Genomic DNA, 15,419 nt, shown 5'->3' with positions numbered 1-15,419 from the left:
TGGACTGATGTTCGACCTTGGACAGCTCGAGCGCGCGCAGGCGGTTGTCGGCACGGTGGTGCCGCCGACGCCGGTGTATGCCTGGCCGCTGCTAGCTGAGCGGCTGGGTGCGAATGTCCTGGTCAAGCATGAGAACCACACGCCGACCGGCGCCTTCAAGGTGCGCGGCGGGCTCGTCTATCTCGATCGGCTGAAGCGCGAGCAGCCCGATACGCGAGGGATCATCTCGGCGACGCGCGGCAATCACGGCCAGAGTCTCGCCTTCGCCGCGCGTCGTAATAATGTCCCTGCGACTATCTACGTGCCGCATGGCAATTCGGTCGAGAAGAACCGCGCCATGCGCGCCTTCGGCGCCGAACTGGTCGAACACGGCGAGGATTTTCAGGCGGCGCGGGAGGAGGCGGTGCGGCGCGCCGAGAGCGCGGGCCTGCACATGGTGCCGGCGTTCCATTCCGACCTGGTGCTGGGCGTTGCGACCTATGCGTTGGAGCTGTTCAAGGCCGCACCGGACCTCGACCTGCTCTATGTGCCGATCGGGCAGGGCTCCGGCATCTGCGGCTGCATCCGTGTCCGCGATCTCCTCGGCCTGAAGACCGAGATCGTCGGCGTGCAGTCGACGGAGGCGCCGTCCTATGCGCTGTCGTTCGCCGCCGGCGCCCTCGTCACCACCGAGACCGCCAACACCCGCGCCGACGGTATGGCGACCCGGATTCCCGAGGCCGATGCGCTCGCGATGATCCGCAAGGGTGCCTCCCGCATCGTGCAGGTTAGCGACGACGAGGTCGGCGCCGCCATCCGCTGCTACTGGACCGATACGCACAACCTCGCCGAAGGCGCCGGCGCCGCGCCGCTCGCGGCCGCGCTGCAGGAGCGGGACAAGATTCAAGGCAAGCGCGTCGGCCTGGTCCTGAGCGGCGGCAATATCGATTTCGACCTGTTCCGCCGGTGGGTCGGGACGGACGCCGCCATCGCCGAGCGGGCGATGGCGTGACAGAGCAATCCTTGAGGGGACGACCATGAACCAGCCCGCATCCGCCTACTTCCTCGAAGAGCGCCACGATCCGAACGAGTCGCACACGCTCTCTGTGCTCGTGCAGAACGAGCCGGGCGTGCTCGCGCGCGTGATCGGGCTGTTCTCCGGCCGCGGCTACAACATCGAAAGCCTCACCGTCTCCGAGACCGAGAGCCAGAAACATCTTTCGCGCATCACCATCGTGACCACGGGCACGCCGATGGTGATCGAGCAGATCAAGCATCAGCTCGACCGCATGATCCCCGTCTACCGCGTCGTCGACATGACGCTGTCGGGACGCTCGATCGAGCGCGAGCTCGCAATGGTGAAGGTGCGCGGTACCGGCGACCACCGCGTCGAGGCGCTGCGGCTCGCGGATGCGTTCCGGGCACGGGTCATTGATGCCACCACCGAGAGTTTTGTGTTCGAGATCACAGGCAATACCGCCAAGATCAATCAGTTCATCGACCTGATGCGCCCGCTCGGCCTGGTCGAGGTGTCACGCACGGGCGTCGCCGCGATCGGACGCGGGCCGGAAGGGATGTGAACCATGTTGGCGCGCGACTGGTACTACACGCAAAGACGTAGGGTCGGCATCGATACCGCGGTCGCCTCGATCTATGGCCGCGATGACGACAGCGACGTCCGCGCCCGCCAGACGCTCAACATGCTCGGCGTCAAGCCGGGCTGGCGCGTCGCCGATATCGGTTGCGGCAACGGTGTGCTCGCCTGCGAAGCGGCGCTGATGGGCGCCGACGTCGATGCGATCGACATCTCGCCGGCGATGCTGACGCTCGCCAATATCTATGCACGCGAACGCAGGGCGCGCATCCGCACCCAGCCGGCGGGACTTCTCAGCTTCGCCTATCAGCCGAGTTCCTATGACCTGATCGTCAGCGAATTCACGCTGCATCATTTGCCGGATTTCTGGAAAGCGGTGGCGCTGTCGCGGATCTTCAACGCGCTGAAGCCGGGCTGCGAGTTCTATCTGCGCGACATCGTGTTCGTCAGCATGCCCGACGGCGTCGAGCGCGACGTCGAGGGCTGGGCCGATTTTTCCATCAAGAACCATGATTTCGAGCGCGAGGGCGTGGTGACGCACATGCGCGACGAATATTCGACCTTCGGTTGGGTGATGGAACGCATGCTGACCGAGGTCGGCTTCACCTTGGTCTCCGCCGACTACCACGCGCCGCTGCACGGCACCTATCTCCTGCGCAAGCCGAAGCCGGAACAGAAGAGCTAGCGCGTGATGAATTTGGATCGAACTCTGTCCGCGACCGAACTGCGCCCCCTCTCCCGCTTGCGGGGGAGGGCTGGGGTGGGGGTGTCTCCGCGATTGACACTCTTTGAGTGGAGAGAGCCCTCACCCGGCGCGTACGCGCCGACCTCTCCCGCAAGCGGGAGAGGTGAACGAGTTCGACAATGAAACCGGCCGACGTCTGCATCGCCGTCATGGTCGCGGTGATCTGGGGGCTTGCCTTCGTCGCCAGCCGGATCGCGCTCGACGAATTGCCGCCGGAACTGATGACGGCGCTGCGTTTTGGGATCGCGGCGGTGCCGTGCCTGTTCCTGCGCAAGCCGAAAGTGTCCTGGCCGCTTCTGATCGCGATCAGCCTGAACCTGTTCCTCGGCCAGTTCCTGGCGCAGTCGATCGCCATTGCGCATGGCATGCCGGTCGGGCTCACCAGCGTGATCGTGCAGAGCCAGGCGCTGTTCACGATCGCCTTCGCCGCCGTCATTTTCGGCGAATGGCCGAGCCGGATGCAGATGGTCGGCATCGGCATTGCCGCGATCGGCCTCTTGATGATCTCCGGCACCGTCGGCCATGATTTCAGTGCCGGCGCGTTCGCGATCCTGATGATCTCCCCGATCTGTTTCGCAGTCGGCAATCTCCTGCTGCGGCCCGCGCAGGGTGCGCGCATGTTCGATCTGTTCGCATGGCTGTGCCTCTGCGCCGCCGTTCCCCTGTTCGCGCTGTCGCTGGTCACCCTCGGGGTGAAGCCGACCTGGCAGGCGCTGTCGCAGATGTCGATGGCCGGTATCGCCTGCATGCTGTTCGTCGGCGCCGTCTCAACCAGCATCGCCTATTGGCTGTGGGGTCGGCTCTTGCGCGACTATCCGGCGGCGCAGGTGGTGCCGTTCGCGCTCCTGGTGCCGTTCGTCGGCTCCGCCGCCTCCAGCATCGTGTTCGGCGAACGGTTCGGGCCGCTGCGGCTAGCGGGCATGGCCGCCGTCATCGGCGGCATCGCCATCATGCTGCTCTCGCGACGTCCGCAACCCCAGACGAAGATCGCATGAGTGGTGTCATGTCGCAGTCGGTTCTGATCGCCTTCGTGATGTTCGCCGTGGTGATGTTCTTCACGCCGGGGCCGAACAACATCATGCTGCTGTCCTCGGGATTGACTTACGGCTTCCGCCGCACGGTGCCGCATATGGCGGGCATCACGGTCGGATTTGCGTTCATGGTCGGCGCCGTCGGGCTTGGCCTCGGCACCGTCTTCATCGCCTATCCCGTGCTGCAGACCATCCTGAAATATATCGGCGTCGCCTATTTGATCTATCTTGCCGCCGCGATCGCGATGGCCGAGCCATCCTCGCCGGAGTCCGGTGACGGAAGCGGCCGCCCGATGACCTTCTGGGGCGCGGCCATGTTCCAATGGGTCAACGCCAAAGGCTGGGTGATGGTGATCGGTACCATCACCGCCTATGCGGCGATTGCCGCATTCCCCTGGAATATCGCGATCCAGGTCGGCTTGAGCCTGATCCTCGGCACCTTGTCCTGCATCGCCTGGGCGCTGTTCGGCACCGCGCTGCGGCCGATCCTGACCTCGCGCCAGGCGGTCCGCGCTTTCAATATCGTGATGGCGATCCTGTTGCTCGCCTCGCTCTACCCGGTCTTCATGGACGCATGATGCCGCACCGCGCCATGCGAGAACAGGGTTTCCCCTGACGGGAAAAATGCTCTAGACCACGCCGGAAATTCGCGGGCGCCGGCGGTCTTGATCCACCTGCAAGCCCAAATCCATCGGCCGATGTTCGGCCCCCTCAAGAGGAAACTACGATGCGAGTTTATTACGATCGCGATGCCGACCTGAACCTGATCAAGGGCAAGAAGGTCGCCATCGTCGGCTATGGCAGCCAGGGCCACGCCCATGCGCTCAACCTGAAGGATTCCGGCGTCAAGGAAGTGTCGATCGCGCTGCGTCCGGGCTCGGCCTCGGCCAAGAAGGCTGAGGCTGCCGGCTTCAAGGTGCTGAGCGTTGCGGATGCCGCCAAATGGGCCGACCTCGTGATGATGCTCACTCCCGACGAATTGCAGGGCGACATCTATCGCGAGCACCTGCACGACAACATGAAGAAGGGCGCCGCGCTGGTGTTCGCGCACGGCCTCAACGTCCACTTCAACCTGCTCGACCCGCGTGCCGATCTCGACGTCCTGATGATTGCCCCCAAGGGCCCCGGCCACACCGTGCGCTCCGAATATCAGCGTGGCGGCGGCGTGCCCTGCCTGATCGCGATCGCCAAGGACGTCTCCGGCAACGCGCATGATCTCGGCCTGAGCTACGCCTCCGCGATCGGCGGCGGTCGCGCCGGCATCATCGAGACCACATTCAAAGAGGAATGCGAGACCGATTTGTTCGGCGAGCAGGTGGTGCTCTGCGGCGGCCTGGTCGAGCTGATCAAGGGCGGCTACGAGACGCTGGTCGAAGCCGGCTATGCGCCGGAGATGGCCTATTTCGAGTGCCTGCACGAAGTGAAGCTGATCGTCGACCTGATCTATGAAGGCGGCATCGCCAACATGAACTACTCGATCTCAAACACTGCCGAATACGGCGAATACGTCACCGGTCCGCGCATCGTGACGGCCGAGACCAAGGCCGAGATGAAGCGCGTTCTCGCCGACATCCAGGGCGGCAAGTTCGCCCGCGACTGGATGCTGGAGAACAAGGTCAACCAGACCTCGTTCAAGGCCACCCGCGCCAAGCTCGCACAGCACCCGATTGAGGAAGTCGGCGCCAAGCTGCGCGACATGATGCCCTGGATCAAGAAGGGCGCGCTGGTCGACAAGACGAAGAACTAAGCCGCGATCAAGAAGTAAGGTGGGCAGAACGCAAGTATGCCCACCTTCAGCACTCCGCTCGTGATGGTGGGCACGCTGTGCTTTGCCCACCCTACGGCTTCTGCGAGTGCTCTGTGCCCTCTCCACGTCATTGGGAGCGCAGCGAAGCAATCCATGCCTCCACAAGCGGTGAGATGGATTGCTTCGCTGCGGTCGCAATGACGGCGCCGTTGCGGTTTACGGCGCAGCACGCCCTTCCGCCGGCTTCTCGATCCGGTTGTGGAGCTGCCAGAAGCGCACGGTGCGCTGGGCCGTCTCGATCGACAGACGGCGGAAATCGCGCTGGGCCTGCTCCATGGTTTGCGCCGAGATCGGTTGCGCGGCCGGCCGGTTGCTCAGGATCGTCTCCACCGTCGGCCAGTTCAGCCTGGCTGCGCGGCAGGGGATCAGGATCAGGTCGGAGCGGTGCCCCTCCATCAGCCGCGCGATCATCTCGGGCTCGACGTCGTTGAGCAGGGCGATCGCGACGATCACCTCGTCGAACTTGCCCGCTTCGGCAAACTTGAATACCGCCGCATCATCAAGCTCGTTCAGCTCCTTCATCAGCTTGACGAGCTGTTCGGCAATGCCAAAGCTGCGTCGCGCCGCAGGCTCCTCGCGCGCGATCTCGTCGAGCACCTCGCGGATCTCCTCCTGCAGCGCCGGCGGCGCGATCGAGAGTAGGCGGGCGCGCACGGCATCCTTGGCGCGGTGCAAGAGCTCGCGCAGGAACTTGGTCGGAAGATCGATGCGCAGTCCCAGGATTTCGACCAGCTCGTCGTCGCTTTCCGCGCGCGCGACGATGCCGGAATAGCCGGCCTCCGAGAAGCGCGCGCCGGCATTGTTGGCGAGCCGGCGGATCACGCGCACCTCGCCGCGATCGACGATCACGTCGGTGACCTCCTCGGGGAGGCTCGCGCGGCCGGAGATCGCAAGCAGGTGGTCCTGCCCCTTGGTGCTGGCAACCTCGACCAGGGTCTCCGTCGAGACGCGGATCGAATGCGCCAGCACTTCGCCGGCGACCTCGATCTTGTCGTCCTTTGCCAGGTGCTGGATGACCTCGAACGGCGCGTAGTCGATCGGCGCGAGGCGCTTGCTGAGCTCGGCTTTGGCCCGGCTCTCGACGCGCGTGATCAGGAGGCACAGGACGTCGTCGAACACCTTGACCTGTTCGTCGCTCAAGCGTTCGCCGTCGTGCAGGAAGAGATCGGTCACCCGCCGAAGGGTCTTGATCCGCTTCGCCGACGAGCCGTCTCTCACGGCTTCCTCGAGTTCGGCGATGATCGAGTGGGCCGGCTGTTGCGCCATCATTGGAATTGTTCTTGTTGCAGGTTCTCTGGTTGGTCCGGAAGATGGCAAGCGCGACCTTACGCCTGCGTTAAGCTGGAACCCGGTCCTGGGCGGTGCTCGCGGAGAAGGTTAGCAAGACGTAACCAATTCAACTCAAGATCGCCGGATCGTGCCAGCCGCTCGGCTGGATCAAGCATGCAGCGTTTTCTTCACGCGAAGCCGGCATCCACTTCGCTCGAAAACGCTGTAGGTGTCCCCGGGAACATCAGGGGAGACCAGGTCATGAGATCGGTCGTGATCACCGGCGTGTCTACCGGCATCGGCTGGGCGACGGCCAGGTTTCTGCTCGACCGCGGCTTCCGCGTGTTCGGCAGCGTGCGCAAGCAGGCCGATGCCGACCGGCTCACAGCCGAGTTCGGGGCCAATTTCACGCCGTTGATCTTCGACGTCACCGATGAGGCTGCGGTATTTGCTTCCGCGCGCCAGGTTCGCGACGCGCTGAATGGCGAGACGCTTGCGGGCCTCGTCAACAATGCCGGCATTGCCGCCGGCGAAGATCGCTGAGACCATCTTCAATGCGCTGACGGCGCCGAACCCAAAGGTGCGTTACCAGATCGCGCCGGACCGGATGCTGCATATCGTGGCGTCAATCCTGCCGAAGCGTACGCTCGACCGGATCATCGCCAAGCGCCTCGGCCTCATGCCATCAACGTGAGCATGCTGGCGACATGCCCTTGCCGCATTCGCCCGTCACGAGAGCTTGCATGTCCACCATCGGCAAGACCCCTGCGGAACTGACCGCAATCGCCAATGATGCGCTGCGCAGCCAGCCCGGCTGCGAGACAGCGCAGGTTGTCGCCGTCTCCAATCGGCCGCATGCGAGTGCGGGCCGCAATTGGGAAATTCCGACCGTCGTCCTCGGCGACAGCCTGATCAGCGACGTCGACCGCGCCGTCATCACCGTGCATCACCAGCTCGGCCGCAGATTCCATCTCGTTGGGGGCGAGTGAATCCCGGAGGGGACATCAGCCAGCAGACTACCTCCGCTCAATCGGTCGAAAATGCCCCCAAAGCTGCCTAACCGACGAGTCGGCTCTCCGAGCTAGTTTGGACAGCCATGCTTTGGCGGATAGCCATCGCCGCACCGGGATTAGGTTGCACTCACGACAGCTGGTTGCTTGGCAACGTCTGGCGCGGCGGGAAGGCTGAACTCAAAAATCGCGCCGCGAGGCACATTGGCCTTCGCGGACAATCGGCCCCCATGCGCTTCGATGATCGAGCGACAAATCGACAGTCCCAGTCCAAGACCGCCGGGCTTCGTCGTGTAGAAGGCGTCGAAAAGCTGATTGAGAGTCGCTGGTGCCAGCCCTGGTCCCGTATCTCGCACCTCGACAAGAACGACGTCACGTTCCGTTTGCCGGGTGCTGATGAGCAACTCTCTCGCGTCCTCGCTGGTAGCATTCATAGCTTCGACTGCATTCATCACGAGATTCAGCATCACTTGTTGGAGTTGCACCCGGTCGCCTTCCAACGGTGGTGTGCCTTCTGTTAGAAATGTGTGCACCGAAATGCCATTCTTCATCGTCTCGCCGCGAACGAGCTCGATGACCTCGCGGACTGCATCATTGATGTTCAGGAGTTGCTTCCTCGGTTGCGCTTTCTTGATCATGTCCCGGATCCGGTCGACGACATCGCGCGCCCGCATACCATCGCTAACGATATAACCGAACGTCTGCCAGGCTTTTTCCAGATTTGGCGGTTGAGCGCTCAGCCAGCTCAGTCCGGCCTGCGCGTTGGTCACCATCGCGGCGACCGGTTGCTTCACTTCATGTGCGATAGAAGCTGCGAGTTGGCCCATGGTGGCGACGCGATTGGCGTGCGCCAACTCTGTCTGCATCTCGCGGTATTTCTGTTCACTTTGTCGCGCTTCTGCTTCGGCCTGCTTGCGCTCGGTCAGATCGAGTACGAAAGCGACGCCATGGCCTCGTTGTTCGTCGAACGCGGCCGAGCCAATCAGTATCGGCACTCGGCTGCCGTCCTTTCGGAAATACTCCCTCTCGTACGGTTGGACCGTTCCGGTCTTCTTTAGCTCGGTCACCGCCTGCTCATCGCGGTCGCGCCATTCCGGTGGCGTGAGGTCCGCCCAGCGAACGCTACCCGCGACGAAATCCTCCTGGTCGTATCCCACCATCTGTAGGAATGCGTCGTTGGCCTCCACAATGCGACCTTCAAGATCAAAAATGAAGATGCCAATGATATTGGCGTCGACCAGACGCCGTACCTTCGCTTCGCGTTGTGCGAGATCGCGGTTGGCGTGCGCAAGCGCCAGCGCGCGTTGCTTCTCGGCTTCGAGCAGGCGCACGTTTTCGATCGCGATCGCCGCCTGGTCGGCGAAGGTCTCGAGAAGCGCGATCTGGTTGTCGGAGAATGGTCGGACCTCCCATCGCCGGAACAGAATTACTCCAATGGGGGTGCGCTCGCGCAGCAACGGTGTTCCGAGCGTGGTGCGATGGCCCTGGCGTTTTGCGTCACTGCTGCCCAACGGGTACTCGCTATCCTCGGCGGCGAGATCGTGGACATGGACCGACCGCCGATCACATACAGCTCGTCCTATCACCCTGTCGCGATTTGCGGGAAATCCGCCACGGGCTTGAATATGCACCGGAAGTTCTCCGTATGAAGCCACCAACCGGAGAACGTTGTTATCCAGGCGATAGATCTCGGCATTATTCGAGTCGCACAGGCGTGCGGCATGTTCGGCCACCGCGTCCAGCACCGACTGAAGCGGCGAATCCGAGATGATGCGCAGCATCTCGGAGGTGGCAGTTTGCTGCTTCGTAGCCTCGACTAGGCGCTCCCGCGCGTTAGCGATCTCCTGTTTGCATGTTTTAAGCTGTCGTTCGAGATCGGCGCGGCTTTTGCTAGCTCGACCAGCGCGCGCCTTCGCGCCGGTCGAACGAAGCTTGCGACCTCGCGTTCGACTCTTTGCCCAGTTGCGCACCAAGATCACCTCCCGTGCCAGACGCCGTCCAATGCTGGTCGTCGCAGCCGGGGACGGGCCTGCGCTGAGAATATCAGATAGCCCAGAGTGCGCATCACCATATATGACCGCCTTCGACAAACGGTGTCACCGCCCTTCTGGTGGCGCAGGTAAGAAGGCCAGCCCCTCCGGCCATGTCGCCTTCTGGCCCATCGCGTCATTTCGCTGTTGCGCAGTAACTGCGTCGCTTTTAGTGGCAAGCGGACATTAGCTTCGTTGCGTCACGCTTTATGAGCGTGGTTTAAGCTATCGGGCCTCGATGGCGCGCGGCGTCCGCCTTGATGCCATCGCGATCATTCGCAAGCCGAACACCGCTATGAGCGGGATCAGGAACAGCGCATAAAGCGGCATCTCCGGAATCCGCTTGCCGAATGAGACCGTGAACTGCACCAGAAGATAATAGCCGCCGACCAGGTGCAGCGTCCGCCAGGCGCGTGCGCCGAGTGCAGCCGCGGTGCGGTCGAATGAGGTTGCTGTCATCGCGATGATGAAGGCGTAACCGATGCCGCCGAAGATGTAGGACGCGGCCGAGGTCGCAGCCGCATAGCCGGCTGGGTCCATCAGCGCGAAGCAGCCGATCGCCGCAGCATGGATGGCGTGCGACGCCGCGAAGCTGACGCCGAGCGCGCGGCGGTTGCGGCGCTGCCAGCGCGTCCATGCGTTCGGCCAGAGCTGGGCCAGTGCGGACGCCGAGAAGGCAAGGCAGAACAACAGCAGCGAAGTCCGCGCCGTGAAGCGGATCACCATCCTGACGCCGTCGACCTCGAACTGTCGCATGCCAGCGATCCAGAGGCTGAGCGCGACCAGGATCGATGTGAGGATGGCGAACAGCCGCCACCCTTCGAACCAGCGTGGCCCCATCGGCATGTTTCGCCTCCCTGCTGTTGTTTAATGTAATCACTGGTTACATTTCCTGCCGAGATGTGGTCAATCTGTGTAATCACCGCTTACATTCACGAGCCGGTGATGTTAGGGAAAGGCATGCGCCGCGCCACGAAATCCTCAGCCGCAAAGCCGCGCCGTCGCAATCCGTCCGCGGCCGTCGCGAAGCCCTATCACCACGGCGACCTCCGGCACGCGCTGGTCGACGCCGCGCTGCAATTGGTGGACGAGGGCGGGCCGGACGCCGTCAGCGTGCGCGAGGCTGCGCGCCGCGCCAAGGTTTCGCCGGGCGCCCCGTTCCGGCATTTCGCGAGCCGCGACGCACTGATGAGCGCGGTGGCGGAAGAGGCGCAGCGGCGTTTCCGGGCCGAGATCCAGGCGGCGCTGGATACTGTTTCGGCCGGCGACCCCTTGGCGCGGTTTCGCGCGCTCGGATTGGCCTATGTGCGCTGGGCGATGAAGAACCCAGCCCATTTCGAGATCATCTCCAGCCGCCGCTTTTTTGATCATGACCGGTCGGGCGGGGTTTCGCGCGACAATGCCGAGCTGATTGCGCTGACTGAACGGACGTTGGCGGAAGCCTTTGTCCAAGGCCAGCTCCGCGCGTCCGACCTGAAGCAGGTTCAGATCGCCGGCCGCGCGCTGGTCTATGGCTTTGCCCGCATGAACATCGACGGTCATTTCCCGCGCTGGGGCGTCGCGGATGACGATGCCGAACGTACCGCGGAGGCGATCATCGATCTCTTCATCGACGGGATCGCGAAGCGCTGAACCGCGCGGCGTCACGCCGTCGCCGCAAATTCATTGCGCATTCATGACGCTTACATTACGGTTTTGTGACACGACGCGGGTTCCGGCTGCGTCGTCCCGCCTCCTGGTCACCTCCAGCCAAGGCGGACTACCGCGCCGGGGAATGTTGCGTCGTCACCCATGGCGCCCGCGCCAAATCAAGGCTCTTCGATTGCTGCGATCGCGGGCGGCCTGGCCGCGATCGGCATCTGGCGGCTGCTCGCCGTCGCTGCGCCACAGATGGCGGCGCTCGGGATCATGGTGCAGACCGAGACCGATTTCGGCTCGCGACTCTGCTTCCTGTTGTCCTGGGGCATCCTGAACTTCTTCTTCATCGCGCTGCTGCGGCGGCCGGCGCTATCGGGGGCGCTGTCGCTGACGCTGGTGGTGGCGCTGGTGCTGCTCTCGCGGTTCAAGCACGAAGTCGTGCAGATGACTGCGAACTTCGTCGACCTGATGGTGGTCGACCACGACACCGCGTCCTTCCTGCTGACAATCTTCCCGAACCTGCGCTGGTCGTTGATCGGCGCAGGCGCCGTCACGCTGCCCTTGATGTACGCGCTGTGGTGGCTCGATCCGTTCCGCGTCCGCCGCCTGCCGGCGCTGGCCTGCAAATTGGCGTGCCTTGCCGCACTGGCAGGATATGCCGTCACCTGGCCGGACGAGGATTGGCGCGGCTATTACGACGACGGCTATCTCTCGAAATTCGCCCGCTCCGCGGTCACGGCGGTTTCCGATTTCATCAACTATGGCTTCATGGAGTCGGACGCGGTCGCGAGCGAGCACCTCAAGATTCCGCTGGTGGACTCCTGCCATCCGGCCGGCCGCCGGCCGAACATCATCCTGATCCACGATGAATCGAGCTTCGATATCCGCGCGGCCGAAGGCGTCAAGGTGCCGCCGGGCTACGGCGCGCAGTTCAGGTCCTATGACGGCGTCGAGCGAAAATTCCTGGCCGAGAGCAATGGCGGGCCGAGCTGGTTCACCGAATACAACGTGCTCGCCGGGCTCTCCTCGCGCTCCTTCGGCCGTTTCGCCTATTTCGTCACCCGCATCGCCTCCGGCCGCGTCGAGCGCGGGCTGCCGCTTGCGCTCCGCCGCTGCGGCTACAACACGCTTTCGCTCTATCCGGCGTTCGGCGCGTTCATGAGCGCGCGCAGCTTCCAGGCCACGACCGGCATCCAGCGCTTCTACGATGCGCGCGATCTCCGCGCCAAGGATGTCGAGCCCGACCGCTTTTTCTACGACAAGGCGCTGCGGCTGATGGCCGAGCAGCCGCCCGGCGCGCCGCAGTTCACCTTCGTCTATCTCGCCGCCAACCATTTCCCGTGGAAGACGGCGTTGCGCCCCGACCTGACGCCGTTCTGGCGCCCGCTCGGCAACGCGCCCGTCATTGATGAATATCTGCGCCGGCAGGCGATGAGCGCGACTGACTACGCCGCCTTTGTCGCGGGACTGAAGAAGAAGTTTCCGGCGCAGCCGTTCCTGATCGTTCGCTACGGCGATCACCAGCCGGAATTCGCGCCGCATCTTCTCGACCCGAGCCTCGATGCGGCCGGCATCGGCAAGAAGCTCGAGACGTATGACCCGCGCTATTTCGCGACCTATTACGCGATCGACGCCATCAATTTCGAACCGGTGAAATCAGCGGCCGTGATGGACACGATCGATGCGGCCTATCTGCCGCTGGTGATCCAGGAAGCCGCCGGCATTCCGCTCGATCCCTCGTTCGAGGAGCAAAAGCACATCATGCTCCGCTGCAACGGCCTGTTCTATGCCTGCAAGGACGGCGCCGAGGCCCGCCGCTTCAACCGCCTCCTGATCGACGCGGGTGTGATCAAGGGGTTGTAGGGCACGCAGCCGCGTAGGGTGGGCAAAGCGAAGCGTGCCCACCACTCCTAGCGGAGTGCTTGATGGTGGGCACGCTGCGCTTTGCCCACCCTACAATGCTACAGATCCTCACTTCCCCCCGATCCGCTCCCACAGCCAGCGCGCGACGGCGTCCGGCGAGGACGAGCCATCATTGCCGGCGGCGCGCAGATTCGCTTCCCGCATCGTCGCGATGTCGATCCGCCCGAGCAGTGGTTGCAATGCCGCGCGCAGCTTCGCATCATCCTTGCGCTTCGGAGCCAGCAGCATCACTGCGTCATAGGGCGGGATCGCGTGTTTGGGATCGCCGAGCACCGTGAGATCGTATTTCGCGATCAGCCCGTCGCTGGTATAGCCCGCGATCACATCGACCTCGCCGGAGGCGACGGCGGCATACATGAAGTCCGGCTGCATCTGTCGTTGCGTGCGGAACGATAATCCATAGGCCGCTTTGATACCGGCCCATTCCGGCCGCGAGAAGAATTCGTAGTCGCCGGCGATCGACAGTGACGGCGCGAGCGCGGCGAGATCAGCGATGGTATGGATGCCGAGCGCTTCCGCGCGCTGCTTCGGCATGATGAGAGCGTAGGCGTTCGCAAAGCCGAGGTCGCCGAGCAGGGTGATGTCCTGTTTCGCCAGGATCGACTTCAAGTCGGCGAGCAGCTCTTCGCGCGGCCGGATGTCGGTGTGGTGGAACTGGTTGGCCCATAGCGTGCCGGAATAGTCGACATAGACGTCGATATCGCCGGCTTTCAGCGCATCGAAGATCACGCTGGAGCCGAGGCCTGCGCGCGTGGTCGCGGAAAGCCCGTCCGCGTTCAGCCGCTGCGCGATCAGCGCCGCCAGCACATATTGCTCGGTGAAGGTCTTCGCGCCGACGACATAGCTCGATGCCGAGCGCGCCATCGCAGGCACCAGCGTCGCTGCGACAAGCGCCGCGATGCCCACGCCGCCGAGCGCGGCACGCAGCCGGCTGCGGTGGCGCAGGCCGTTCTCGATCAGCGCCAGCAGCTGGTCGACGGCGAGCGCCAGCGCCGCGGCGGCGAGGCAGCCGAACACGACGAACACCCAGTTCTGGGTCTGCAGTCCCGCAAAGATGTAATTGCCGAGGCTGGTCTGCCCGATCGGCGTCGACAGCGTCGCGGTGCCGATCACCCACACCGCCGCGGTGCGGATGCCCGCCATCATCACCGGTAGCGCCAGCGGCAGCTCCACCATGAACAGCGATTGCCGTTCCGTCATGCCGACGCCCTGCGCCGCCTCCGTCAGCGCCGGGTCGACGCCCGACAGGCCGGTGATGGTATTGCGGAGTACCGGCAGCATCGAATAGAGCGCGAGCGCCAGCACCGCGGGCAGAAATCCGAAGGCGGAGAAATCGAAGCCGAACCAGGACAGCGTCAGCGCCGCGAGCACCAGTAGCAGCGGATAGAACAGCGCCAGCAGCGCCAGCCCCGGCACGGTCTGCACGATAGAGGCAAAGCCGAGCAGCGCGCCGCGCAGCACCGGCCGGTTGCGTGCGAGGATCGCCAGCGGCAGGCTGACGATCAGCCCGAGCGCGAGCGCGGCGAGGCTTACGCGCACATGGTTGCCGAGATAATCGGGCAGATGCGCGAGCGCTTCGCTCCAGCGCGGATCGGAAAACAGGTTCATGCGGCGCCGTCCCGCGGCAGCAATTTGCCGAGCCGTTCCGCCTGCCGCCGCGGCGTGTGCAGGAGTTTTTCGACGTAAGGATCGTTGCTTTCGGAAAGCTCCGCCGGGGTGCCCTGCGCCAGCAGCCTGCCCTCGTGCATGACAGCGACGCGGTCGGCGAGCAGCAGCGCTTCCGTCATGTCATGGGTGATCATGATCGTGGTCAATTTGAGCCTGCGATGCAATTCGCGGAAATCATCGCCGAGCGCGTCGCGGGTGAGGGGGTCGAGCGCCCCGAACGGCTCGTCCATCAGCACGATGCGGGGCCGTGCGGCCAGCGCCCGCGCGACGCCGACGCGCTGCCGCTGCCCGCCGGAGAGCTCGCTCGGCAGCCGCTCCCGATATTGCCCGCCGTCGAGTTGCACCAGTTCGAGCAGTTCGTCGACGCGTGCTGCGGTCTCCGCCGCCGGCCAGCCGAGCAGCTTCGGCGTGATGCCGATATTGGCGCCGACGGAAAGATGCGGAAACAGCCCGCCGCTCTGGAAGACATAGCCGATGCGCCGCCGCAGGCCGATCGGATCGACATTGCGCACGTCCTCGCCCTCGACCGTGACGCTGCCGCGGTCGGCCTCGATCAGCCGGTTGGCGAGCCGCAGCAGGGTGGTCTTGCCCGAGCCGGAGCCGCCGACGATGGCGAGGAACTCGCCCTCGGCGACATCAAGCGAGACGTCGTCGACCGCGACCACGCCGCCATTGGCGAAGGTCTTGCCGACCTTGGTGTAGGCAATGAGTGGTCCGTTGGACAA

The 15,419-nt window shown here is 64.2% G+C and carries 15 protein-coding genes and 1 pseudogene; 11 read left to right on the top strand and 5 right to left on the bottom strand.

Annotation, left to right across the window (positions count from 1 at the left end):
• Positions 1-7 precede the first annotated feature (7 nt).
• The 6 genes from ACZXDY_RS05815 (at position 8) to ilvC (ending at position 5,096) form a co-directional block, all read left to right on the top strand.
• The gene (locus ACZXDY_RS05815; protein ID WP_464344829.1) at positions 8-991 is read left to right on the top strand and encodes a threonine dehydratase; all 984 of its coding nucleotides are present in this window, start codon (positions 8-10) and stop codon (positions 989-991) included.
• A 25-nt stretch (positions 992-1,016) separates the two neighbouring features.
• Positions 1,017-1,559 carry an acetolactate synthase small subunit gene (ilvN, locus tag ACZXDY_RS05810; protein WP_028161804.1) on the top strand — a complete coding sequence of 181 codons (543 nt, stop codon included), beginning with the start codon at positions 1,017-1,019 and terminating at the stop codon, positions 1,557-1,559.
• A gap of 3 nt (positions 1,560-1,562) precedes the next feature.
• Positions 1,563-2,258, top strand: coding sequence for a class I SAM-dependent methyltransferase (locus ACZXDY_RS05805; RefSeq protein WP_464344828.1), 696 nt, complete (start codon positions 1,563-1,565; stop codon positions 2,256-2,258).
• Positions 2,259-2,437: 179 nt separating this feature from the next.
• Positions 2,438-3,313: an EamA family transporter gene (locus ACZXDY_RS05800; protein WP_464344827.1), complete on the top strand. Its 876-nt coding sequence runs from the start codon at positions 2,438-2,440 to the stop codon at positions 3,311-3,313.
• Between the two features lie 8 nt (positions 3,314-3,321).
• A complete protein-coding gene (locus ACZXDY_RS05795; protein ID WP_208828394.1) occupies positions 3,322-3,927 on the top strand; it encodes a LysE family translocator in 606 nt (201 codons plus the stop codon).
• Between the two features lie 149 nt (positions 3,928-4,076).
• Positions 4,077-5,096, top strand: a complete 1,020-nt coding sequence (gene ilvC, locus ACZXDY_RS05790) for a ketol-acid reductoisomerase (protein ID WP_028161808.1) — start codon at positions 4,077-4,079, stop codon at positions 5,094-5,096.
• Between the two features lie 216 nt (positions 5,097-5,312).
• On the opposite strand, the gene ACZXDY_RS05785 is transcribed toward ilvC, so the two are convergent.
• Positions 5,313-6,425 carry a DUF2336 domain-containing protein gene (locus ACZXDY_RS05785; protein ID WP_464344826.1) on the bottom strand — a complete coding sequence of 371 codons (1,113 nt, stop codon included), beginning with the start codon at positions 6,423-6,425 and terminating at the stop codon, positions 5,313-5,315.
• Between the two features lie 261 nt (positions 6,426-6,686).
• On the opposite strand from ACZXDY_RS05785, the pseudogene ACZXDY_RS05780 reads away from it, so the two are divergent.
• The 3 genes and pseudogenes from ACZXDY_RS05780 to ACZXDY_RS05770 form a co-directional block, all read left to right on the top strand.
• A pseudogene (locus ACZXDY_RS05780) lies at positions 6,687-6,950 on the top strand (SDR family oxidoreductase); the annotation flags it as partial.
• Positions 6,937-7,119 (top strand): hypothetical protein, encoded by a 183-nt coding sequence (locus ACZXDY_RS05775; protein ID WP_464344825.1) that lies wholly within the window; start codon positions 6,937-6,939, stop codon positions 7,117-7,119. The pseudogene ACZXDY_RS05780 and the gene ACZXDY_RS05775, both read left to right, overlap by 14 nt.
• A 49-nt stretch (positions 7,120-7,168) precedes the next feature.
• On the top strand, positions 7,169-7,414 hold the full coding sequence (locus ACZXDY_RS05770) for a hypothetical protein (protein ID WP_464344824.1): 246 nt from the start codon (positions 7,169-7,171) through the stop codon (positions 7,412-7,414).
• Positions 7,415-7,554: 140 nt separating this feature from the next.
• Here ACZXDY_RS05770 and ACZXDY_RS05765 read toward each other — a convergent pair whose 3' ends face one another.
• On the bottom strand, positions 7,555-9,405 hold the full coding sequence (locus ACZXDY_RS05765; RefSeq protein WP_464344900.1) for an ATP-binding protein: 1,851 nt from the start codon (positions 9,403-9,405) through the stop codon (positions 7,555-7,557).
• A 285-nt stretch (positions 9,406-9,690) separates the two neighbouring features.
• Complete coding sequence (locus ACZXDY_RS05760; protein ID WP_464344823.1) at positions 9,691-10,311, bottom strand: hypothetical protein; 621 nt, start codon at positions 10,309-10,311, stop codon at positions 9,691-9,693.
• 99 nt (positions 10,312-10,410) lie between these two features.
• On the opposite strand from ACZXDY_RS05760, the gene ACZXDY_RS05755 reads away from it, so the two are divergent.
• Entirely contained in the window at positions 10,411-11,097 is a 687-nt protein-coding gene (locus tag ACZXDY_RS05755; protein ID WP_464344822.1) for a TetR/AcrR family transcriptional regulator, read from the top strand.
• Between the two features lie 159 nt (positions 11,098-11,256).
• Positions 11,257-12,966, top strand: a complete 1,710-nt coding sequence (locus ACZXDY_RS05750; RefSeq protein ID WP_464344821.1) for a sulfatase-like hydrolase/transferase — start codon at positions 11,257-11,259, stop codon at positions 12,964-12,966.
• Positions 12,967-13,074: 108 nt separating this feature from the next.
• Here ACZXDY_RS05750 and ACZXDY_RS05745 read toward each other — a convergent pair whose 3' ends face one another.
• Both ACZXDY_RS05745 and ACZXDY_RS05740 read right to left on the bottom strand, forming a co-directional pair.
• Complete coding sequence (locus ACZXDY_RS05745) at positions 13,075-14,634, bottom strand: ABC transporter permease/substrate-binding protein (RefSeq protein ID WP_464344820.1); 1,560 nt, start codon at positions 14,632-14,634, stop codon at positions 13,075-13,077.
• On the bottom strand, positions 14,631-15,419 hold the full coding sequence (locus ACZXDY_RS05740; protein WP_464344819.1) for an ATP-binding cassette domain-containing protein: 789 nt from the start codon (positions 15,417-15,419) through the stop codon (positions 14,631-14,633). Before ACZXDY_RS05740 ends, ACZXDY_RS05745 begins: the two co-directional genes overlap by 4 nt.

It is taken from the genome of Bradyrhizobium sp. LeoB3 (assembly GCF_055456055.1).
This window is presented reverse-complemented; position numbering and strand designations above follow the sequence as displayed.

What these genes read in the sequence shown, in the direction of transcription:
- ACZXDY_RS05750 (WP_464344821.1), top strand. Translation starts at nt 11,257, where the DNA reads ATGGCGCCCGCGCCAAATCAAGGCTCTTCGATTGCTGCGATCGCGGGC.
- ilvC (WP_028161808.1), top strand. Translation starts at nt 4,077, where the DNA reads ATGCGAGTTTATTACGATCGCGATGCCGACCTGAACCTGATCAAGGGC.
- ilvN (WP_028161804.1), top strand. Translation starts at nt 1,017, where the DNA reads ATGAACCAGCCCGCATCCGCCTACTTCCTCGAAGAGCGCCACGATCCG.
- ACZXDY_RS05795 (WP_208828394.1), top strand. Translation starts at nt 3,322, where the DNA reads ATGTCGCAGTCGGTTCTGATCGCCTTCGTGATGTTCGCCGTGGTGATG.
- ACZXDY_RS05775 (WP_464344825.1), top strand. Translation starts at nt 6,937, where the DNA reads ATGCCGGCATTGCCGCCGGCGAAGATCGCTGAGACCATCTTCAATGCG.
- ACZXDY_RS05770 (WP_464344824.1), top strand. Translation starts at nt 7,169, where the DNA reads ATGTCCACCATCGGCAAGACCCCTGCGGAACTGACCGCAATCGCCAAT.
- ACZXDY_RS05745 (WP_464344820.1), bottom strand. Translation starts at nt 14,634, where the DNA reads ATGAACCTGTTTTCCGATCCGCGCTGGAGCGAAGCGCTCGCGCATCTG.
- ACZXDY_RS05815 (WP_464344829.1), top strand. Translation starts at nt 8, where the DNA reads ATGTTCGACCTTGGACAGCTCGAGCGCGCGCAGGCGGTTGTCGGCACG.
- ACZXDY_RS05800 (WP_464344827.1), top strand. Translation starts at nt 2,438, where the DNA reads ATGAAACCGGCCGACGTCTGCATCGCCGTCATGGTCGCGGTGATCTGG.
- ACZXDY_RS05785 (WP_464344826.1), bottom strand. Translation starts at nt 6,425, where the DNA reads ATGATGGCGCAACAGCCGGCCCACTCGATCATCGCCGAACTCGAGGAA.
- ACZXDY_RS05755 (WP_464344822.1), top strand. Translation starts at nt 10,411, where the DNA reads ATGTTAGGGAAAGGCATGCGCCGCGCCACGAAATCCTCAGCCGCAAAG.
- ACZXDY_RS05760 (WP_464344823.1), bottom strand. Translation starts at nt 10,311, where the DNA reads ATGCCGATGGGGCCACGCTGGTTCGAAGGGTGGCGGCTGTTCGCCATC.
- ACZXDY_RS05805 (WP_464344828.1), top strand. Translation starts at nt 1,563, where the DNA reads ATGTTGGCGCGCGACTGGTACTACACGCAAAGACGTAGGGTCGGCATC.